General features: G+C 43.5%; 20 protein-coding genes. All 20 read right to left on the bottom strand.

Going from position 1 to position 21,151, the window contains the following annotated elements; all coding sequences use genetic code 11:
• Window positions 1-40: 40 nt before the first annotated feature.
• A complete protein-coding gene (locus AC0YOD_RS03500) occupies window positions 41-835 on the bottom strand; it encodes a TIGR00282 family metallophosphoesterase (protein WP_475797836.1) in 795 nt (264 codons plus the stop codon).
• 180 nt (window positions 836-1,015) lie between these two features.
• A complete protein-coding gene (gene rny / locus AC0YOD_RS03495; protein ID WP_475797835.1) occupies window positions 1,016-2,557 on the bottom strand; it encodes a ribonuclease Y in 1,542 nt (513 codons plus the stop codon).
• A 182-nt stretch (window positions 2,558-2,739) separates the two neighbouring features.
• Window positions 2,740-3,450, bottom strand: a complete 711-nt coding sequence (locus AC0YOD_RS03490; protein WP_475797834.1) for a regulatory protein RecX — start codon at window positions 3,448-3,450, stop codon at window positions 2,740-2,742.
• A 110-nt stretch (window positions 3,451-3,560) separates the two neighbouring features.
• Window positions 3,561-4,610, bottom strand: coding sequence for a recombinase RecA (gene recA, locus AC0YOD_RS03485; RefSeq protein WP_475797833.1), 1,050 nt, complete (start codon window positions 4,608-4,610; stop codon window positions 3,561-3,563).
• 200 nt (window positions 4,611-4,810) lie between these two features.
• Complete coding sequence (locus tag AC0YOD_RS03480) at window positions 4,811-6,061, bottom strand: competence/damage-inducible protein A (RefSeq protein ID WP_475797832.1); 1,251 nt, start codon at window positions 6,059-6,061, stop codon at window positions 4,811-4,813.
• Between the two features lie 94 nt (window positions 6,062-6,155).
• Window positions 6,156-6,731 (bottom strand): CDP-diacylglycerol--glycerol-3-phosphate 3-phosphatidyltransferase, encoded by a 576-nt coding sequence (gene pgsA, locus AC0YOD_RS03475; RefSeq protein WP_475797831.1) that lies wholly within the window; start codon window positions 6,729-6,731, stop codon window positions 6,156-6,158.
• The gene (locus AC0YOD_RS03470; RefSeq protein ID WP_475797830.1) at window positions 6,728-6,871 is read right to left on the bottom strand and encodes a hypothetical protein; all 144 of its coding nucleotides are present in this window, start codon (window positions 6,869-6,871) and stop codon (window positions 6,728-6,730) included. The genes pgsA and AC0YOD_RS03470 overlap by 4 nt, the downstream gene beginning before the upstream one ends.
• Before the next feature lie 161 nt (window positions 6,872-7,032).
• The gene (locus AC0YOD_RS03465; protein ID WP_475797829.1) at window positions 7,033-7,527 is read right to left on the bottom strand and encodes a YajQ family cyclic di-GMP-binding protein; all 495 of its coding nucleotides are present in this window, start codon (window positions 7,525-7,527) and stop codon (window positions 7,033-7,035) included.
• 29 nt (window positions 7,528-7,556) lie between these two features.
• Window positions 7,557-8,480, bottom strand: a complete 924-nt coding sequence (locus AC0YOD_RS03460) for a RodZ domain-containing protein (RefSeq protein WP_475797828.1) — start codon at window positions 8,478-8,480, stop codon at window positions 7,557-7,559.
• 18 nt (window positions 8,481-8,498) lie between these two features.
• Window positions 8,499-9,266, bottom strand: coding sequence for a DUF3388 domain-containing protein (locus AC0YOD_RS03455; RefSeq protein WP_475797827.1), 768 nt, complete (start codon window positions 9,264-9,266; stop codon window positions 8,499-8,501).
• 189 nt (window positions 9,267-9,455) lie between these two features.
• Window positions 9,456-9,707, bottom strand: coding sequence for a DUF3243 family protein (locus AC0YOD_RS03450; RefSeq protein WP_475797826.1), 252 nt, complete (start codon window positions 9,705-9,707; stop codon window positions 9,456-9,458).
• Window positions 9,708-9,813: 106 nt separating this feature from the next.
• Entirely contained in the window at window positions 9,814-10,560 is a 747-nt protein-coding gene (ymfI, locus tag AC0YOD_RS03445; protein ID WP_475797825.1) for an elongation factor P 5-aminopentanone reductase, read from the bottom strand.
• Window positions 10,557-11,843: an EF-P 5-aminopentanol modification-associated protein YfmH gene (yfmH, locus tag AC0YOD_RS03440; RefSeq protein WP_475797824.1), complete on the bottom strand. Its 1,287-nt coding sequence runs from the start codon at window positions 11,841-11,843 to the stop codon at window positions 10,557-10,559. The genes ymfI and yfmH overlap by 4 nt, the downstream gene beginning before the upstream one ends.
• 3 nt (window positions 11,844-11,846) lie before the next feature.
• A complete protein-coding gene (gene yfmF, locus AC0YOD_RS03435) occupies window positions 11,847-13,139 on the bottom strand; it encodes an EF-P 5-aminopentanol modification-associated protein YfmF (protein WP_475798359.1) in 1,293 nt (430 codons plus the stop codon).
• A 129-nt stretch (window positions 13,140-13,268) separates the two neighbouring features.
• Window positions 13,269-14,036: a spore cortex-lytic enzyme gene (gene sleB / locus AC0YOD_RS03430; protein ID WP_475797823.1), complete on the bottom strand. Its 768-nt coding sequence runs from the start codon at window positions 14,034-14,036 to the stop codon at window positions 13,269-13,271.
• Window positions 14,037-14,155: 119 nt separating this feature from the next.
• The gene (locus AC0YOD_RS03425; RefSeq protein ID WP_475797822.1) at window positions 14,156-16,867 is read right to left on the bottom strand and encodes a DNA translocase FtsK; all 2,712 of its coding nucleotides are present in this window, start codon (window positions 16,865-16,867) and stop codon (window positions 14,156-14,158) included.
• A gap of 69 nt (window positions 16,868-16,936) precedes the next feature.
• On the bottom strand, window positions 16,937-17,161 hold the full coding sequence (locus AC0YOD_RS03420; RefSeq protein ID WP_475797821.1) for a YlzJ-like family protein: 225 nt from the start codon (window positions 17,159-17,161) through the stop codon (window positions 16,937-16,939).
• Window positions 17,158-17,919, bottom strand: coding sequence for a ClpP family protease (locus tag AC0YOD_RS03415; RefSeq protein WP_475797820.1), 762 nt, complete (start codon window positions 17,917-17,919; stop codon window positions 17,158-17,160). The genes AC0YOD_RS03420 and AC0YOD_RS03415 overlap by 4 nt, the downstream gene beginning before the upstream one ends.
• A gap of 159 nt (window positions 17,920-18,078) precedes the next feature.
• On the bottom strand, window positions 18,079-19,758 hold the full coding sequence (locus AC0YOD_RS03410; RefSeq protein ID WP_475797819.1) for a ribonuclease J: 1,680 nt from the start codon (window positions 19,756-19,758) through the stop codon (window positions 18,079-18,081).
• A gap of 514 nt (window positions 19,759-20,272) precedes the next feature.
• Window positions 20,273-21,148 carry a 4-hydroxy-tetrahydrodipicolinate synthase gene (dapA, locus tag AC0YOD_RS03405; protein WP_475797818.1) on the bottom strand — a complete coding sequence of 292 codons (876 nt, stop codon included), beginning with the start codon at window positions 21,146-21,148 and terminating at the stop codon, window positions 20,273-20,275.
• Between the last annotated feature and the right edge of the window lie 3 nt (window positions 21,149-21,151).

The raw sequence follows: 21,151 nt of genomic DNA, 5'->3' as shown, positions 1-21,151 counted from the left end.
GACTGTTCTGAATTGTCAGAACTTTCGGTAGAATTAGAAGTTACATGAGAAGCCATTCGTCTTCCGTAAGTCGAATTTTTTCGATTTTGCGTGCTTCTCCCGTTGCATCATCAATTTGTACTGAGATAGCATGCAGATGCCATTTGCCTTCATCAACTACAAATCGAACCGGTAATTGCGTAATGAACTTATGCAGTACCGCATTGCGCTCCATACCAAGTACACCGTCTTTTGGACCAACCATGCCCACATCAGATATGAATGCTGTGCCGCCAGGCAGAATCGTATCATCATTTGTTTGCACATGAGTATGCGTACCCAAAACGATTGACGCTCTTCCATCTAAATGCCAGCCCATTGCAATCTTCTCTGATGATGCTTCAGCATGAAAATCGACAAGGATATTATTCGTTAGCTCTCTAGCTTCTTCAACCAATTCATCAGCCTTGCGGAAAGGACAATCAATTGGCGGTAGAAATGTACGTCCTTGGAGATTGATAATAGCAAGCTTTTTACCATTCGCCTTAATTAACGCCATTCCTTGCCCAGGTGCTCCTTCTGCGAAATTTGCTGGACGAACAATACGCGGCTCATCATCTATCCATTCAAATATATCTTTATTATCCCACGTATGATTGCCCATCGTAATGCCATGGACACCCCATTCGAAAAATTCCTTCGCAATTGCTCCCGTAATACCCCGTCCGGCAGCTGCATTTTCACCATTTGCTATAATAATATGCGGATTATATTTACTTTTTAAAGCAGGCAGCACACGTTTAAGCGCGCTTCTTCCTACACTTCCTACGATATCGCCTATAAATAAAACATTCATGCTGTTACACTTCCTTTTTATTGTACAAACATAAAAATGTTATGCTTTGCTTGCTCCATTTTCTATCTATTCTATTGTCCAAAACGTTGCCCTATAGGACATTTCAGAGATATGTAGCGTTCAAACAGAAAAGTGGCTTAAAAGCAGCCACTTTTCTATCAAAGCTATGAGATTAATTCTTTATTTCGCATATTCTACTGCTCTTGTTTCACGAATAACCGTTACTTTAATATGTCCCGGATAATCGAGTTCACTCTCGATTTTTTTCGTTATATCGCGAGCAAGTCGGAATGCTTCTGTATCGTCGATTTTATCTGGTTGCACCATGACGCGCACTTCGCGGCCTGCTTGAATCGCATACGATTTTTCAACGCCTTCAAATGATTCAGAGATATCTTCAAGCTTCTCCAGTCGTTTGATGTACGTTTCAAGCGTCTCGCGACGAGCTCCTGGGCGTGCAGCTGATAATGCATCAGCCGCTCCAACAAGCATCGCAATAACGGAAGTCGCTTCTGTATCACCATGATGAGATGCGATACTGTTAATAACGACAGGATGCTCCTTGTACTTCTTAGCGAGCTCTACGCCGATTTCAACATGAGAGCCTTCTACTTCATGGTCAAGTGCTTTACCGATATCATGCAGCAATCCTGCACGCTTCGCCAGCGTAATATCTTCGCCAAGCTCTGCGGCCATCAAGCCAGTCAAGTAAGCAACCTCCATGGAGTGCTTCAGTACGTTTTGGCCATAACTTGTCCGATACTTCAATCGTCCTAAAATCTTGATTAGATCAGGATGCAAGCCATGTACGCCAACCTCGAAAGTAGCTTGTTCACCGTATTCACGAATACGCTCATCCACTTCTTTACGAGATTTCTCAACCATTTCTTCAATGCGAGCAGGATGGATACGACCGTCAGCCACAAGCTTTTCTAAAGCAGTGCGGGCAATTTCTCGTCTTATCGGGTCAAAACCAGATAAAATGACCGCTTCCGGTGTATCGTCGATTATTAGATCGATACCGGTCAATGTTTCTAAAGCACGGATATTCCGGCCTTCACGTCCGATAATGCGACCTTTCATTTCTTCATTAGGCAAGGTTACAACGGAAACCGTTGTCTCTGCCACATGATCAGCCGCACAGCGTTGAATGGCTAGCGAAATGATGTTGCGTGCTTTTTTATCGGCTTCTTCTTTCGCTTGCTGCTCGATCTCTTTGATCATTTGTGCTGTTTCATGTCGTACTTCTTGTTCAACATTTGATAATATAATCGATTTCGCATCTTCTGTAGTTAAGCTAGAAATGCGTTCTAATTCACTAAGCTGTTGCTTGTAAATGGAATCGATCTGCTCTTGCGTTTCTTCGATCCGTTTTTCTTTGTTGGCCACAATTTCTTCTTTGCGTTCTAGCGCTTCTAATTTCTTATCCAGCGACTCCTCTTTTTGGAGTAAACGTCTTTCCTGACGTTGAGCCTCGTTGCGCCGTTCACGAATATCTCGCTCAGCTTCGGAACGAAGTTTGTGGACTTCATCTTTTGCTTCTAGCACCGTTTCTTTTTTCTGAGCTTCCGCTTCCTTTTTTGCATTTTCTACAATTTGTATAGCAGCTTGCTCAGCACTTGAAATTTTAGCCTCGGCAATCGACTTTCGAATAAAATAACCAATCCCAAAGAAAATTAAGCCAACAAAGAGACAGATCAAGATCCAATAAACAGGATTCATCTTGTTCACCTCCTTGTTGCATACACCAAGGCACTGCTTGGGATGATATTAGGTTTTCAACCGGTTTCAATACCGTGTCAACATTTACTAATTTGACGAAAATAATCGTTTTGAATCAACTTTTGGAAGGAAAATTGATTCAAAGTAGAAGGAATACAACCTCATTTTATCTTTTCGTAAAATCAATTGTCAAGCAAAAGCCCATCATATTCCTCGAATACTTCCTCTTCCCCCATCAAATCGATAGACTTAATGGCTTCCATCACGATATCAGTCGGAAAGCCTCTGCGCATTAAATAGCCCATAAGCTTGCGTTTTCGGTCTCTTTGCTCACCTTTTAGGGATCGCGCTTTCTTCTCAGCAGCTTTTTTTGCCGCTACTAATTCAACCTCTCGGTCCAAAGCATCTGTTGCTTCAGCAGCCGCTTCTTTCGACACGCCTCGCTGTTGAAGCTCTTGTTTAATCCAGCGACGGCCTTTCAAACTATTTCTCAGCCTGCCTGAGGCGAATTGACGTGCATATTCTTCATCATCCACAATATGCTCCTTTTCTAAACGGTCAAGGGCATATTGAATATTTTCATCTTCAAATTCTTTGCGCTGCAAATACTGCTGTATTTGCTTTCGAGTTCGCGGCTTTGCGCCAAGATACTGTATCGCAAGCGCATAAGCTCGGTAACGTTCATCTTCCTTGCGAATCTTATCGATTTCGCTCCTATCTAACGTTCGATCCTTCATTAAGCGATAGCGTACTAAAATATCTTCATGTACAGATAGTAATGGTTGTTCTGCTCCCGCTTCCGTAAATATATGATACATTCTGCGGAACTTTTTATCTTGCTTTACAGAAATAATGGTCAGTGTATCCTCGTCGTTCCAATCATTTCCGGTCATTTCTGGCATCCCTCTCTAAACAGAGCTTCGCCGCCCCAAACGGGACGGCGAAGCAGGCTAAACGATATTAGTTGTCATTTCATTAAGTTAGATCGATTAATCTGGATCAATTAATCTAGATCTTCGAATTCATCTTCATCTTCATCTTTGGAGAAATCAGCAGGAGTTGCAGTGGCAGAAAGATTGCTCGCATCACGAATTTGTTGCTCGATAATTTCAGCCGTATCCTTGTGATCCTTCAAAAATTGCTTAGCATTTTCGCGACCCTGACCTAAGCGCTCACCATTATAGGAGAACCATGCACCGCTTTTTTGTACAATTTCCATTTCTACCCCGATATCGATAAGGCTTCCTTCTCTGGAAATACCCTCACCATACATGATATCGATCTCCGCTTGTTTAAATGGCGGAGCCACCTTGTTCTTAACAACTTTAATACGTGTACGGTTACCAACCATGTCATTGCCTTGCTTAATTGTCTCAATCCGGCGTACATCTAAACGGACGCTGGAATAGAATTTCAATGCGCGTCCACCTGGTGTTGTCTCGGGATTACCGAACATAACGCCGATCTTCTCACGCAATTGGTTAATGAAGATGGCAATCGTCTTCGATTTGCTAATCGCTCCGGAGAGCTTCCGAAGAGCTTGAGACATCAAACGTGCTTGAAGACCCACATGAGAGTCACCCATATCGCCTTCGATCTCCGCTTTTGGTACAAGTGCTGCTACAGAATCGACTACAATAATATCAACTGCTCCGCTTCGTACCAGTGCTTCAGCAATTTCAAGTGCTTGCTCACCCGTATCAGGCTGTGAAAGCAAAAGCTCATCGATATTAACGCCAAGCTTACTAGCATATAACGGGTCTAGCGCATGCTCAGCATCAATAAATGCAGCTTGTCCGCCAGCCTTTTGAACTTCAGCAATAGCATGAAGAGCAACGGTTGTCTTACCTGAAGATTCTGGGCCGTAAACTTCAATAATTCGACCTCTTGGCAATCCGCCTATTCCTAACGCGATATCTAGAGCAAGTGAACCGCTAGGCACGGTTTCCACTTGCATGTGTGTGGATTCACCCAATTTCATGATGGAGCCTTTACCAAATTGCTTCTCTATTTGGCGTAAAGCCATGTCTAACGCAGCGCGACGATCCGACAAGAAACTCACATCCTTCTTTATTTATAATATTATGATACCTTTTTTCTTACGGGTTGCCAAGCATTATTTTCGAACATACATTCGCCTTTTCGCTTCGCCCCCTAAAATGGACATAAAAAAACCGCAGCAAAGTAATCTTCGCCACGGTTCTTCCGATAACTAGTTCTAATTATACCGATATATTCGTTAATTGACAACTATTATTCTTCTCGTAAAGACAACCATAAGCGATACAAAGCCGATTTGACCGCACGCATGCGGATGCTGCTTCTATTTCCATTTAAGTTCATGGTATATACAATTGTCGGCTTTCCTCTTTCTGCTATAGCTGCATATACAAGTCCTACTGGCTTTCCTTCCGATTCCGCAGGTCCGGCAACTCCCGTTAAGGAAACGCCAAAATCCGCATCGGAGAGCTCACGCACCCGCTCCGCCATCAGCATAGCTGTCGAATCGCTTATAGCTCCCGGAGAGCCCTTGCCCTCAAGCTGTGACATCGGTATGCTAAGTAAATGATGCTTCATTAAATTTGTATAGGTTACGACTCCGCCTACGTACTCTCCACTGCTCCCAGGAACGTTTGTAATAAGCTCGGCAAACAATCCCCCGCTAATACTCTCCGCACTCGCGAGCTTGCGATGTGAGCCTCTTAGAAGGCGTATAATCTCCTCTTCAATCGGTACATCCATCTGCGCATACAAATATTCCCCTGCGCGTTCTTTTATTCTCTCAACAGTCTCATCCATTTTACGATCGGCAGCGGCTTCCGATTCAGCTTTTGTCGATACGCGGATTGTAACCTCATTCTCCTTCGCATAGGGAGCAATGGTTGGGTCGCTTTGCCCTTCTATTAAGTCAAGCAACGCTGCTTCAAGATTAGATTCACCGATACCGGCAAATTTCAACAATCTAGAATAAAGCGGCTGCGTCTCGCCTAGCTTGGAACGAAGCCACGCTTCACCTGCGCCATCCATCATTGGCTTCATTTCCTTTGGCGGTCCTGGCAGGAGCAAATATAAAGTTCCATCTGCTGATATTCCGTTGCCGACTGCGAGGCCAGCCGTATTTTCAAGCGGGTCGCTGTCTTCCAGCATCAAAGCTTGACGGCGATTGCTTTCGACCATATGAAGTCCCCTTGAGCTGAACATATGTTCAATAGTCGACATGGACGGCTCATGAATGATTAGCTTGCGATTTAAGTATTCGGCAAGAACATCCTTTGTCAGATCGTCCTGAGTCGGTCCAAGCCCTCCAGTAAATAGAAGTAAATCTGCACGTTTTCTCCCTATTTCGATAGCTTCTCGCAAGCGATCAGCATTATCTCCAACTACCGTTTGAAAGTAGACATCCACACCCAAGCCTGCGAGCTTCTGTGACAAAAATTGAGCATTTGTATTCACAATTTGCCCTAACAACAGCTCTGTTCCAACGGCTATGATTTCTGCTTTCATTTTCTTTTCCCCCATTAATTGGAATAGTCTCACTTTTTTTCTCTAATACGCAAAAGCACCCTCCTGCATAGCAGGAAGATGCTCAGATCAAAACTTACTCAACAGGAATTAAATGTTTGTTTTTCAAGAAATAATCGATTCCGGAGTACACCGTAATTACGGCTGCAGCCCAGCTGGAAACGACATCAAACGGAAAATCAATAAAGTTGAATGGGAAGTTGTTAATCAATATCGAAATGATCATCGTAATTTGAACGGCTGTTTTCCATTTGCCCCATGTACTGGCAGCCATAACAGAGCCCTCCAGCAGTGCAATCTGGCGTAAGCCCGTTACCGCAAACTCGCGACTTATGATGATGATTGCGATTAACGCATTTAGCTTGTTCATTTCTACAAGAGATATTAGAACAGCCGCAACCAACAGCTTATCCGCAAGCGGATCCAGCAGCTTTCCTAAATTAGTGACGATCTTATTCTTGCGCGCAATATAACCATCTAATCCATCTGTACTTGCTGCCACAATAAAAATGAGTGCCGCTGCGATTTGGGTGTATGTAATGGAGAAGTCTGAAAAGGTTAACGACCCCAGGTCCAATTTGATAAGCAGGAAGAACATAATGACCGGCACTAAAAAAATTCTGGCTAGTGTGATTTTATTCGCAAGATTCACGCCATTACCTCCCTTGATCCGATAAGCTCATAGGTGTGCGTTTCGCGAACCACACGTTCGTCAATCAAAAATGACTGCATTTCTAAATTCAAAACCATCTTGCTGATTACTCGAGCTGCTGAATTCGATTTCATGATCATCTATATATCCCCCAAATCCTTCCGTAAAGCTGTCTGAATTAGTATAATACATGCAAATACACGTGTCAAAACCGACTGATCACGCATGCATTGAAAGGGAGAAGCACATAGCTAAACGAAAAGCCTCGCTTCTTGAATAGCAAGAAACGAAGCTTTTACAATTAAGAACGATAGTTAGTAAATTGCAGTTCCACTGGCAAATCCGCTTCTCTCAGAAGCTTCATAACAGCTTGCAAATCATCAAGACTCTTGCCAGAAACTCGAATTTGATCGCCTTGAATCAAACTTTTCACTTTCAATTTCGAATCACGAATCAGAATGTTGATCTTCTTGGAGACATCCTGTTCAATTCCTTGTCTAAGCTTAATCCGCTGACGAACACTGTTAGCCGATGCGCCTTCAATTTTACCATAATCCAAATTTTTAATGGGAACGCCGCGCTTCACCATCTTGGATAGTAAAATATCGATAACGCTCTTCAGCTTGTAATCATCCTCAGAAGCAATTACCAATTCCTCTTTTTCCAACTTAATGGAGCTTTTGCTGCCCTTAAAATCAAAGCGTGTTTCAATCTCACGCTCTGCTTGTTGAATTGCGTTAGCAAGTTCCTGCATGTCCACTTTAGATACGATATCAAAAGCATTTTCTGAAGCCATTCGAACCTCTCCTTTGTTGCAAGTAATAATTATTCGGTCTTCGTTTCGTCAGTGCCAGTTTCAGCACCATCGAGAGGCGGCGTTGTTTCAGTTGGTGCGCCGATAGGCGTAAGCAGCAATTTCTTTGAGCCTGCTCTGTCCCCATCTGGTACAAGCACGCCGTCTACTGTAATCTTAGTCAAATCGGATCTGCCTACATTAATATAAAGCGGTACAGTCAAATCATACGATTGCGTTGTATCTGGCTCTGCATTTGCAGAGTAAAGCTTTTCGCCGTTTTTGCCTTCTTTGCGAACCTCTACCCAGCTTCTGCCGCCTTCCACTTTAATTTCAACTTTATGAGTGCCAGCAGGACCAATGTCATATTGATCGGCTTTGCCTACTATGCTTCCAAAGGTAACAGTTGTAGGTTGCTGTGTAGGAATCGGAGTAGGTGTCGGCGTATTAACATCATTTGTAGGCGTACTGCCAGCCACATCATTGCCTTTGTTTTCACCAGGATCTTTGGAAACATCTGTTATTGGTGTATTTTGATCCGCCTTTTTGGGATCATTGTCATCCTTGTTAAGAACATAAACCCAGATGACAACGAAAATCAAAATAAGGAAAGACCACATCATGATATTGAAACCGATCTTACCAAGACGCTCTGAGGATTGTGTTTTTACTCTTCTCGGAGTTCTTGTTACGATGGGCTCAACAATTTGTTCAACTTGGCCAGCAGGCACTTCATGCTGATACAGTCGAAGTACTTCTTCGGGATCCAATCCAACGGCTTCCGAATAATTTTTCACAAATGCCCGTACATAAAATGGACCAGGCAAAACCGTGTGATCACCGCTTTCGATCGCTTCCAAATACCTTTTTCTAATTTTTGTTGTTTCTTGAATATCATCTAATGATAATCCGCGTTGGTCTCTCGCCTTTCGAAGTAATGCGCCTAATTCAGACATGAGACGGCCTCCTTCCGATTAGAAATCGTCAGTATAGTTAGTTGTGAATTTCTCGTAAGATATTTCCTCATCCGGCGTGTTTCTAAGTTCAACAATAATGTCAAAATGGCTGTAATCATATTGCGATTCCTTCACGAAAATATCAGGATGCTCAATAACTTTCGTGGACGGCATTGCCATAATTTCCTGCAGCAAAGCATAATGGCGTTCATTGGAGCGTATGGTGCTTACGATACCGTCAATAATAAATATCGTGTTGGGCTGCATTTCATCATCCGACAGCTGGCTGCGGACAGTTTGACGAAGCAGCGTGGATGACACAAAGGTCCAGCGTTTATTGGAGCAGACGCTACCTGCAATAATAGATTCTGTTTTGCCCACTCGCGGCATTCCTCTTAATCCAATAACCTGATTGCCTTCTCTTTTAAACACTTCACCTAAGAAATCAACGAGGATTCCTAGCTCATCCCGTGTAAATCGAAATGTTTTTCGATCATCCGAGTCCCGCTCAATATAACGTCCATGACGAACTGCCAAAATATCTACTATAGTTGGCGTTCTCAGTTTGTTCACAGTAATATTATCAACCTTTTGAAGCATTTTGCCAAGCAGTTCGATTTTCTCATCGTCATCCGTCTGCAGGAGCATCCCGCGCGTGCGGTCTTCTACCCCATTGATCGTCATAATATTAACCTCAAGCATACCTAATAAAGAAGCAATATCTCCAAGTAGGCCTGGCCGGTTTTTATGTATTTTGTATTCCATATACCATTGTTTTGACTCCAAAGCTGTCACCGTCCTAAACCTGTTAAATCGAAGGAAGTACAAATGAAGGAAACCCTCGTCATAAAACATAATTCTACAATTTTCAGCACAATCCTGCAACCCAAAAAGAAACATTGCAGAAAAGCCTCCTTAAGGGAGGCTTTCCTGCATCTGCTTCTGTTGACGAAAAAATCGTCTTATGCTGAATAGTTATGAATGTTGGACAAGCTTAACCATCAAGCCGGCGATCGTCTTGCGTTCAGCCTCATCGCCCACATCCCATAGCTGCTTCAACACACGTTCTTCCTCATTTTTTGGATCGACCTTTTCATCAAGAAAAGTACCGATTTCATAAGCCAATGACGAAATGGTTTCTTCCGTCAAACCGATGCCTTTAGCTTGTGACACTCGGTCTGCCAAAAAATGTTTCCACGTTGAAAAATTCGAAAGGACGGTTGACATGTTCCTTCGCCTCCTAAAGGTATAGAAAAGAATCATCAACAATCATTATTGTGCGACAAAACTGCATCATTTATGCATAGAGCTCGTCCATAATAACTTTAGTAAGCTAAGTATGCCAACCGCCATTCGGGCTTATAATTTGACCAGTAATATAGGAAGACTCTGGCAATGACAAGAAATAGACCAGAGAAGCAATTTCATCCGCGGAACCAAATCTCCCCACAGGAATCTCCTGCTCCAAAGCAGCCTTCTCCTCTGCATTGAAGCCGTTCATCATGTCTGTTTCCACAACGCCTGGCGCAACGGCATTAACCGTTACACCAGCCTGTGCCAGCTCCTTGGCCAGCGCTTTTGTGAAAGCATTCATCCCGCCCTTGGTAGTAGAATAAAGAACCTCGCAAGAGGCTCCAGATATCCCCCAAATGGATGAAACATTTATAATCCGGCCAAAACGCTGAGAAATCATATGCGGCATAAAGAGTTGCGAGCAAAGAAACATGCCCTTCAGATTAACACTCATTACATCGTCCCATTCATGCTCAGTAACATCCATCAGCATCCCAACATGTGAGATGCCTCCGTTATTCACCAATATATCTGGAAGCATGTTGTGGCTCTCCAGCTTATCACGCATGCGCTCAAGCTGTTCCTTAGAGCGCAAATCCGCTGATATCGTCAGCACATTTGCCCCAAGCGCGACACAGGTTCTTGCTGTTTCATTCGCTGCCTCATGCGAATGCAAATAATGGATGACGATATTGACGCCTTCCGCGGCGAATCGTTTGGCAATTGCTGCCCCGATGCCGCGGCTCCCCCCCGTCACGAGTATCGTCATTTTATTCAGAGACTTCATTCCGTAGGCTGCTCCACAATGGAAACCGCAAGCTGCTCAAAGTCGAAATGCTCACGAAGCCTCGCATTCACTTCATCCAAAGTGCAGCTTTCATAGAAATCGAGCACTTGGAACATATTGCTGTCGCGAAAACGATATCTGGTGAATTCACTGGCAATGGATTCTGGGGAGTTCAGCATGCGCAGGTATCCGCCGATTTTTTTTCGTTTGGATCTCTCAAATGCCTCAGGCTCAATCCCTGTTTCCAATACGGCTTCTACACCCGCACGGATTTGCTTGATCAACTCGTCTGGCTGAGGTGTATCGCCGCCAATAACAGAGAAAGCGTACCCTGTGCTTGAGTTGAACTCATGACCAAATGAATCAGAGATCAAATCCGTTTCATAGAGCTGCTGGTACAGCTTGGAGCTTGGTCCGATCAGAGACTCCAGCATAAGCTTCGTTGTTACCTCTTGGCGAAGTAATGCTTCTCCAGTAAGGTCTGCTTTCTTGTCCTTGAAGCCCAACATGCATTTTGGCAATGAAACGGGAAGTGCCGTCACTTTGCGCGGTATTTTCACATTTTCAGGCTCTTTCTCAAAATATCGCACAATTTCACCTTGAGGTTCGAATGTTTTCGCCTCTTGGTTTTTACGAACAAGTTCGAATACCTCCTCAGCTTCTACGCCGCCAACTACGAACAACAGCATATTTGAAGGGTGGTAGAACGTCTCATAACAACGATAAAGGGTTTCCTTATCGATTTTCCTTATGGATTCAACCGTTCCCGCGATATCAATGTGAACCGGATGCTCATGATAAAGTGCATCAATGAGACCAAAATACACTCTCCAATCTGCATTATCCCGATACATATTTATCTCTTGCTCAATAATCCCTTTTTCTTTTTCAACATTGGTGTCAGTAAAATAAGGATTTTGAACGAAATTGATGAGCGTCTCCAAATTGGCATTGATTTGCTCCGTTGCTGAGAATAAATATACTGTACGATCAAAGCTTGTAAAGGCGTTAGCTGATGCGCCTTGAGAAGCAAATACAGCAAATATATCGCCCGTCGGCTCCTCAAACATTTTATGCTCCAAGAAATGCGCTATACCGTCCGGCACCTTTACAGGAGGCCCGTTGCCAACAGAAAACCGATTATCGACAGACCCGTACTTTGTTGAGAAGGTCGCATAGGTTTTATTAAACCCTTCCTTCGGTAAAACAATAACCTCAAGTCCGTTATCAAGCACTTCCCTGTAAAGGGTCTCCTGCACGTTTGGATAGTTAAGGGTTTGCATCCGTTACGCCTCCTTTCGATCGCGCAAAAAGTAAATCGTATCCAGCTGTACTCGTTCCGCCACCTTGACGATGTCTTCCGCAGTAACCGCTTGGATCTGTTCTAACAGCTGCTGTGCGCTTCGCTGCTTGCCCGTTAAAACACTATTGAAATCATAAGCAATCATTTCATAAGCTGAGTCTTGCAGCTCGCGAAGATGATTGGATATCATTGCTTTCGTCTGATTTAGCTCAAGCTCAGAGAGCTTGCCTTGACGCATGCTCTCAAGCTGCTCTTCAATAATGGCAAGAGCACGCTCGTAGTTTGCGAATTCAATACCCGATTGAATCGTACACAGACCTTTATGTCCATCTAGACGAGAAGCAGCATAGTAAGCTAAGCTTTCCTTCTCCCGCACATTTAGAAACAGCTTGGAATGCGGATATCCCCCAAGAATCCCGTTATACATTAAAGCAGCCGGGTATTCATCATCCTCATAGCCTACTCCGATCCGAAGACCAAGATTCAATTTACCTTGGCTAACTTCCATTCGGTCGGTAACTCGCTTAACTTCACGAACTTTATGATCAATATTAGGCTTCGCATAAGGAGATGGTGTACCCGCTTTAAGTTTGAAAGCTTCCGTTACAAGTCGGGTAACCTCTTCCATTGTCGTATCCCCTACTACATACAAATCAAGCGCGGCATTCTCCAACCATTGCTCGTAGTGCTGATGCAATGATTTTGGTGTAATAGCATCTATATCCTCTAATTTCCCAAGCGGATGTAACCGATAAGGCTCATCCGCGCACATTTCTTCTAAGCAGCGCTCAGCTGCGTAACGCATTTTATCGTTAACAATCGCTTCAAGACGTTTCTTAAGCGTCGTTTTTTCTGCATCCACATACTTTTTATTAAAGCCGTCATTCTCAAGCAATGGATCTGTTAGGACATCGCCCAAAAAATGAAGGGAAGCAGAGAGCAATGAAGTATTTGAAGATACAAACTCATCATTGATTACATCCATACGGAATTGGACGATTTGAGAATCGCCTCTTTTGTATACATCAAAGCCAAAGCCTGCTCCATACAAATCATCAAGCTTTTCGCGGAAAGCGATTGTTTCCGGCGTATTTGCTGTTCCTCTTCTCAGAACGAACGGAATTAGCGCAACAGGCGTTACCGTTGCTTCATCAAGGGTAAGTCCTGCAAATAAAGAAATCGCAAACGTTTTGAATCGCTTTGTAGGCATGACATGCAGACGAATACGCTGCAATTGCCCTCTTTCGAATTGGGTCACTCGGTTTGCTCCTTTCATCTGCTTGTTATAGAGTAAATCTATTCCATTTGACAATTCCCTATACCATTCTACCCTATAGGAAATGGAAGAAGCAACCGCTGCTGCGCTTGGCAGTAGGGCTGCTTCCATTCTTTTTACAGCGTATAGTTAGATACAAAAAATATGCTTTCCAATGGTTTTGATCTGCGTTCTTGTCCAGATCCATTTCGACGTAGCGGTATCAGGATTAAAGTAGTAAATACAGCCTCCTGACGGGTCCATGCCATTAAGCGCATCTTCAACCGCTTCTCTTGCTTTCGCATTAGGCGTCAAATAAATTTGACCGTCTGCAACGGCTGTGAAAGCGCCTGGTTGAAAGATTACGCCATAGATCGTATTCGGAAAGCTTTCTGACTTCAGACGATTGAGAATGACAGCTGCTACTGCTACTTGCCCCTCGTACGGCTCACCGCGAGCTTCACCATATACGGCATTCGCCATAATCTTCAAATCATTCTCCGATAAGTTGAGACGATTGGACGTTGGGATTTTATCATTTTTGTCCTTGTCCGTACCGGCTGGAGGTGTAGAAGGAGCCGTATTTGCAGATGGTTTCCACGTTTTAGTAGCTTCCCAAAGCTTTAGCTTTGTTTTCGCTCCGACAACTCCATCCGACTTTAATCCAAACTTCCATTGAAACCATGTAACAGCCTTCTTCGTGTCTGCACCAAACTTACCGTCAATTTTGGCACTGAAAAAACCAAGATGCTTTAGACGGCCTTGTAACTCATATACATCCTGACCTGAAGAGCCGACCTTTAATGTAGCACTGCTGAAGGTTTCGGTTGCTCCCCTATGATCGCCGCGCAGCAGCGAAAAGGAGCCGAACAGCAGCAATACAATAATTGAGGTCACCACTATCAAACGATTTCTCATGATGGGATCTGCCTTTCTCTTGCAAGTTAGTTCGCTTAAGGTAGCGTTACCTAACTTTAGTATGAGAAATGCTTCCCTTTTCTATGCACTTTTCTCCCGCTTCCTGCAAACAACGGTAATTAAGAGCTTACTCGACCAGTTGATCCCGCTTGAAATTGATCCATCGAAATGAGCACTTCACGCGGCTTGCTGCCCTCGTACGGTCCAACGATAGAACGTGCCTCCATTTGATCAATCAGTCTAGCTGCCCTCGTATAGCCAATGCGCATCCGGCGCTGCAGCAATGAAACAGAGGCTTGCTTCGCCTCCAAAATAATTTGTACAGCTTGATCATAAAGCTCGTCCACCACTTCAGCAGCCTCAGTTGTTTCTTCCTCAACCTCAGGTACAAGATCTTCTTTATATTCTGCTTCCGCTTGACCGCGAGCATAGGTAACAAGTGATTCTACTTCCTGATCTGACAAAAAGGCGCCTTGTACCCGAATTGGTTTTGACATCCCTACGGGCAAGAAGAGCATATCTCCACGACCTAGAAGCTTCTCTGCTCCAACCATATCAAGAATCGTACGCGAATCGACCTGAGAGGATACCCCAAAAGCTATTCGTGATGGAATATTCGCTTTGATTACACCCGTAATGACATCAACAGATGGCCGCTGAGTAGCTATGATCAAGTGAATGCCTGCGGCACGTGCCATTTGTGCAAGCCTAGCAATAGAGTCCTCTACATCATTAGCAGCAACCATCATGAGGTCAGCGAGCTCATCCACAATGACCACGATATACGGAAGCACCGCTGACGGATTATCAGCCACTAGCGTGTTGTAGCCTTCTATGTTGCGTGTAGCAGATTTTGAGAATAGTTCATAACGCTTCTCCATCTCAACTACAATTTTTTTGAGTGCAAGTGAAGCACGTTTGGGATTGGTAACTACTGGCGCCAGCAAATGCGGGATGCCATTATATACATTCAATTCGACCATCTTCGGGTCAATCATCAGAAATTTAACTTCATCCGGGTTTGCTTTGTACAGAATACTTGTAATAATGCCATTAATACAAACCGATTTACCAGAACCCGTAGCACCTGCAACAAGTAAATGCGGCATTTTTGCTAAGTTGCCTACAATAGTCTGGCCCGAGATATCACGACCAAATGCAATAGACAATTTGGAAGAAGCATTTTGAAAAGTTGCTGTTTCCATAACTTCACGCATGGTAACGACGGAAACTTCCATATTCGGCACTTCAATGCCGATTGCTGACTTGCCAGGAATCGGTGCTTCCATCCGAATATCTTTGGCTGCAAGTGCAAGGGCAATATCATCCGTTAAGCCGACGATTCGGCTTACCTTAACACCGGTTGCAGGCTGAACCTCATAACGTGTAACAGCTGGCCCCCTTACAACGTCAAGTACTTTCGCGCGAACACCGAAGCTCTCTAACGTCGCTTCCAGCTTCCTTTTGGAATCATACATATCCGTTGTATCTGCATTTCTTGCAAGTTGATTAGGCTTTGTCAGCAATGAAAACGGTGGTAGAAAATATGGCTTTACCGTGCTCGTCTCAACTTCAGACATAGGGCGCTTCGGCGCAGTGCCTGTGTTATCCTCATCATTTACTAATACTTCAGACGTTTCAGATCCTGCATTATGTATGTCATCTTGAACATGAAGAAGTTCTGCTTCCCCTTCAAAATCGCTGTCACTATCATCATCCGATTCTAAGGTTGAGTCTACTCCTGTTAAAGGGTAAACATCGTTCGAGTGTTCATCGAGCTGTTCGGTTCCCTGTACAGTTTGTATGTTTTCAGCTATTGTGCTTGCACCAGCATCTCTCCAAGGCAGCTCATCATCCTCATCGACACCTGCTTTACTTGTACCCGTAACATTAGGATCAAGAGGCATTGCAACACCTGTGCTCTCCCAAGGATGCTCTAATTCATTATCCCATGAAGGCTTCGCGTTTGTTCTTGCATTCATATCGCCATGCTCAAAGACCCACTCGTCATGCGCATCGTTATCATTCTCTTGCTCTTCTGAATTTTTTTCCTGCTTCCATGAGAAAAATAGCGATCTCTTCTTCCTAGGCGGGGACACGACATAGCTATCATGATCATCGTCCATCGGTTCGTCATCGTCATCGATATCTGGCTGTGAAACAACCGATTTCGCTGCCGCAGCACTACGCATAGCTGAACGCTTCTCCCACTTTGCAGCAAGCAATTTAAACATGCGTCTCGCTCTAACACTTGTCTTCTTCCCAATTTCCACATAGGACTTGCCCGTCATCAACATAATTGAGATAGCAAACATGACGAACATAATGAGTTTAGCGCCATAGTAGCCGAATAAGGAAAAGAACAAAGAATATTGAATAGCGCCGACATATCCGCCGCTTATTTCCTTATCTTTTATTGGCTGTTCAGAATTAGCAGGCACACTAATCAAGGACGATTTCAAATTTTCGCTAAGCTGTGAAAATATCATTGAACCATTGAATTCTACAGTAGGACCAAGCTGCTTATCAATTTGAGAAATGGAGCTCATAAGTGTGAATGCAAGCACGATGACCAGCAAGCCTGTTCGCTTATTCGTCCAGCCCTTCGGCCACGCTCTCTTGATCATGACCGTTAATCCAATTACAATACCAACAATAGCAAGTACGAAATAGAACTTGCCGAGCACAAGTCCAAATAGTTTGGATAACGAGCGCCCGACAGCCGCTTCTCCGGAAAGTGCGATGATAGATATCGTTATAAGCAGAATGCCATATACTTCATATTTTAAGTTCGTGCCAATTGATTTTTTACGTCTCTTTTTCTTCGCCAAATCCGTCACCTCTGATAAAAGATTATACCATAGGTGGACAAAAGTGCCTATGAGACATTCGTCCAAACATCAATTTGAAGGAGATCCATAATGAACAATCGATCCCGGTGTGTACTTAGGATTCAAGTAATCATCAAGATTGCACTCAAGGAGCCGCACAATCTTCCCCATTCCAGCTGCAATGGGAATAACCTGCATTTTTATCCCGCTTGACCAAACCTCCTGCATGGGCTCCATCTCGTTCTCTATTCCCTCCATGACAAGCTCGAGTGGCATACTTGTATACAGTGTCATCGTGGTCCCTCCATTCCCTTTCCTTGTCTATAGATCTCAATTCGTTGATTAAGCTCCTTAAGAGCATCGCCCAAACCGCCAACCGCATCAATCAAGCCATGCTTGACCGCATCGGAGCCAATGACAGTTGTACCAATATCTCGTGTTAGATCTCCTGTTTTAAACATGAGCTCTTTAAAGGTTTCATCGCTCACATTGGAATGTGATGTTACAAACCGAATAATACGTTCCTGCATTTTATCCAAGTACTCAAAGGTTTGCGGCACACCGATTACTAAACCGTTAAGACGAATGGGATGAATCGTCATGGTCGCCGTTTCTGCAATGAAAGATTTGTCACCGGCTACTGCAATGGGAACACCGATTGAATGACCTCCGCCAAGAACAAGCGTGACCGTTGGTTTGGATAAGGAGGAGATCATCTCTGCAATAGCAAGTCCCGCTTCAACATCTCCGCCAACCGTATTGAGAACGATAAATACGCCTTCTATTTTTTGGTTTTGTTCAGCAGCAATCAATTGTGGAATGACATGCTCATATTTTGTTGTTTTGTTTTGCGGCGGAAGAACGAGATGCCCTTCAACCTGCCCGATAATCGTCATACAAAAGATATTCGACTCTGTTGGTGCCGGCGTCGAGGTCTGTCCAAGCTGCGTTATCGTGTCGACAACTGGATTCCCTCTCTTCTTATCATCTCCGGCTGGATCAGGCTGTTCTGCTGTCAAATTCATTTGTTTTTGCCCTGTTTGCTCCATCATCTGCACAACCCCTCTTATGAAATAAAGCTCATCCTAGTATGGGGTCCGATCACAAATTTATGCAGATTAGTCACTTTAAATCCAAAAAGAGGATCACCTGTGTCCGCCGCGGCATAAGCGGATTGGACAAGTGATCCTCTAGCATATTCAGGTTATAAATTACACTTCCATGATGATTGGCAAAATCATAGGACGACGACGTGTTTGCTCGTATAGGAAACGACCTAACGCATCCTTCACGTTTGTTTTCAGCGATGCCCATTCATTTACTTTATCATTCATAAGACGAGTTAATGTCGAAGTTACAATGCGGTTAGCCTCATCAAGAAGACCTTCAGATTCACGAACATATACGAATCCGCGAGAAATAATATCTGGACCAGACAAAATGGCTCCATCTTGTTTGCTTAGTGTTACAACGACAACCAAGATACCGTCTTGCGACAATAGCTTGCGATCACGAAGAACGATGTTACCAACGTCTCCTACACCCAAACCATCTATCAATATATTACCAGCTTGTACCTTCGATCCTTTGCGACCGTTGCCATTCTGGAATTCAACTGTATCACCATTATCGATTACAAAAATGTTGGATTTATCAATGCCAACTGCTTCACCTAGCTTAGCATGTTGACGAAGCATACGATATTCACCATGAATAGGAATAAAGTATTTAGGCTTAATTAGATTAAGCATAAGTTTCAATTCTTCTTGGCTGCCGTGACCGGATACGTGAACACCAGATACGGAACCATTTCCATAAATAACATTAGCGCCTAGACGGAACAACTCATCAACCGTACGGCCTACATAACGCTCATTACCTGGAATTGGTGTTGCAGCAATGATAACAGTATCGCCTGGCAAAATATCTACCTTGCGGTGTGTTGAGCGTGCCATGCGTGTAAGCGCCGACATTGGTTCGCCCTGACTGCCTGTACATAAAATGACAACACGATCAGCAGCTAATTTATTTACCTCTTCTGGCTCTATGATCATTCCTTCAGGGATGTTCAAGTAACCAAGATCAGAAGCAATACCTACAACATTTACCATGCTGCGACCAACAACAGCGATTTTGCGGCGAGTTGCGATTGCTGCATTAATGATTTGTTGAATCCGGTGTACGTTGGATGCAAAAGTAGCTACGACTACACGTTGAGCCGATTTACGGAAAATATCTTCCAAATTGTCGCCAACTTGAGCTTCTGATGGTGTATAGCCAGGACGTTCAGCATTCGTACTATCGGACAAAAGAGCAAGAACGCCATTTTTTCCGATTTCAGCGATACGCTGTAGGTCAGCGAATTGCTCGTTAACTGGCGTATGATCAAATTTAAAGTCACCTGTGTGAACAACTGTTCCTTCTGGTGTATCCAGGCTTACCCCTACTGAATCTGGGATACTGTGATTGGTTCTGAAGAAGGAAGCGCGGATTGTTCCTAATTGAATTTCGCTGTCTGCATTGATAAGAATACGTTTTGTTTCTCCTAGCAAACCAGCTTCCTTCAATTTCCCTTCAATAAGTCCCATTGTTAGCTTTGTCGCATAGAGCGGCACGTTCAAGCTTTTCAGTACATATGGCAATCCACCAATGTGATCCTCGTGACCATGGGTAATAATAATGGCACGTACTTTATCACGATTTTCTGTTAAATAAGAAATATCTGGAATAACAATATCTATTCCGAGCATATCCTCTTCTGGGAACTTCAATCCTGAATCGACTACAACAATGTCATTGTTGTACTGAATGACGTACATATTTTTTCCGATTTCGCCTACTCCGCCTAGTGCAAAAATGAGCAATTTATCTTGATTGTTCTTCTTAGACAAGTGTATCTTTACCTCCTTAAAATTTTGCGAAGCATGTCGCTTCGTAATCATTTCCTCAAATTTTGCGAAGCTTAATCGCTTCGAATGCATCCTTAAATATTGCGAGGCATTTTGCCTCGTAATCATGTTGTTGACTATGTGAAGCTTATTCGCCTCATAAACATTTACATGAATATTGCGAAGCCAAAAATGGCTTCGTAAGTATTTTCTGAATTTAGTAAATCATATTGTTTACCTATCGTTTATAAAATGCTGTAAATTGTAAAGGCTTTAAAAACTCTATCTGGTGTTGTGATGCCAAACCATTTTATAACCATATGGTTGTTATCGTCAGATGCCGCTCTGACGTTTTATTCATATCTAAATATTTGCCGCACCCAGTCACTTGAACTCATTATACATGAAGAAAAAGCTGGAATACAAGTGAAACCCGTTAAACCTTTTATCCTATATGCTTCCCTAAAAAATAAAACCGATGCTGGACGCACCGGCTGCAATCATTGAATTCGTTTATTTATACGATTAAATTGCGTAAAAATGCGGATTCTGCTTCGGTTGTTGCAACTAGCGGCAATCTCACTCCGCCTACAGGCAATCCTTTCAATTCTAACGCAAATTTCACTGCTACTGGATTTGGAACGGGATGAGGACAGTGGAACAATCCTTTAAATATAGGGAATAGTTTTCCGTTTAAACGAGCAGCCTCTTGAACGTCACCATTCAAATAAGAGCTGATCAATTGTTTCATTTGCGAACCAATAATGTGGCTGGCAACACTAACAATCCCATACGCACCAATAGCGAGTGCTGGCAAAGTTGAGCTGTCATCACCGCTGTATACTTTAAAGTCAGCAGGAGCTCCGCTAATAATTTGCGTCAATTGATCTGTCGATGCACAATCCTTTGTTGCAACGACATTGCTGATTTCTGCCAAACGCAGTGTCGTTTCAACAGAAATATTAACGCCTGTACGACCTTCTACGTTGTACAAAATAATAGGCAAAGCTGTTGCTTCCGCAACTGCCTTGAAATGCTGATAAAGACCTTCCTGACTAGGACGGTTATAATAAGGAGCAACTAGCAAAATACCATCAACACCTGCTGCTTCAGCACTTTGAGTCAAATGGATGGAGTGAGCAGTATTATTGCTCCCCGTACCTGCAATAATTTTGCACCGACCATTCGCGTGCTTAACAGCAAATCGGAACAGTTCCAGCTTCTCATCATCAGAGAGCGTTGGCGATTCTCCAGTTGTACCGGATACGACAAGGCTATCGCTTTGCTGCTCTTCAATTAAATAATCAATTAATCGGCCTGTCGTTTGCCAATCAATTTGCCCGTCCGCATCGAAAGGGGTTACCATTGCGGTAATCAGTCTTCCAAATTCCATTTG

Source organism: Paenibacillus sp. J31P13, assembly GCF_056269295.1.
Note: the sequence above shows the minus strand (reverse complement) of the source record. Positions and strands in the feature narration are given on the sequence as shown.

What these genes read in the sequence shown, in the direction of transcription:
- AC0YOD_RS03500 (WP_475797836.1), bottom strand. Translation starts at nt 835, where the DNA reads ATGAATGTTTTATTTATAGGCGATATCGTAGGAAGTGTAGGAAGAAGC.
- AC0YOD_RS03480 (WP_475797832.1), bottom strand. Translation starts at nt 6,061, where the DNA reads ATGAAAGCAGAAATCATAGCCGTTGGAACAGAGCTGTTGTTAGGGCAA.
- ymfI (WP_475797825.1), bottom strand. Translation starts at nt 10,560, where the DNA reads ATGAAGTCTCTGAATAAAATGACGATACTCGTGACGGGGGGGAGCCGC.
- yfmH (WP_475797824.1), bottom strand. Translation starts at nt 11,843, where the DNA reads ATGCAAACCCTTAACTATCCAAACGTGCAGGAGACCCTTTACAGGGAA.
- rny (WP_475797835.1), bottom strand. Translation starts at nt 2,557, where the DNA reads ATGAATCCTGTTTATTGGATCTTGATCTGTCTCTTTGTTGGCTTAATT.
- dapA (WP_475797818.1), bottom strand. Translation starts at nt 21,148, where the DNA reads ATGGAATTTGGAAGACTGATTACCGCAATGGTAACCCCTTTCGATGCG.
- AC0YOD_RS03450 (WP_475797826.1), bottom strand. Translation starts at nt 9,707, where the DNA reads ATGTCAACCGTCCTTTCGAATTTTTCAACGTGGAAACATTTTTTGGCA.
- AC0YOD_RS03460 (WP_475797828.1), bottom strand. Translation starts at nt 8,480, where the DNA reads ATGTCTGAATTAGGCGCATTACTTCGAAAGGCGAGAGACCAACGCGGA.
- sleB (WP_475797823.1), bottom strand. Translation starts at nt 14,036, where the DNA reads ATGAGAAATCGTTTGATAGTGGTGACCTCAATTATTGTATTGCTGCTG.
- AC0YOD_RS03415 (WP_475797820.1), bottom strand. Translation starts at nt 17,919, where the DNA reads ATGATGGAGCAAACAGGGCAAAAACAAATGAATTTGACAGCAGAACAG.
- yfmF (WP_475798359.1), bottom strand. Translation starts at nt 13,139, where the DNA reads ATGAAAGGAGCAAACCGAGTGACCCAATTCGAAAGAGGGCAATTGCAG.
- AC0YOD_RS03465 (WP_475797829.1), bottom strand. Translation starts at nt 7,527, where the DNA reads ATGGCTTCAGAAAATGCTTTTGATATCGTATCTAAAGTGGACATGCAG.
- AC0YOD_RS03470 (WP_475797830.1), bottom strand. Translation starts at nt 6,871, where the DNA reads ATGATCATGAAATCGAATTCAGCAGCTCGAGTAATCAGCAAGATGGTT.
- AC0YOD_RS03420 (WP_475797821.1), bottom strand. Translation starts at nt 17,161, where the DNA reads ATGACACTGTATACAAGTATGCCACTCGAGCTTGTCATGGAGGGAATA.
- AC0YOD_RS03490 (WP_475797834.1), bottom strand. Translation starts at nt 3,450, where the DNA reads ATGACCGGAAATGATTGGAACGACGAGGATACACTGACCATTATTTCT.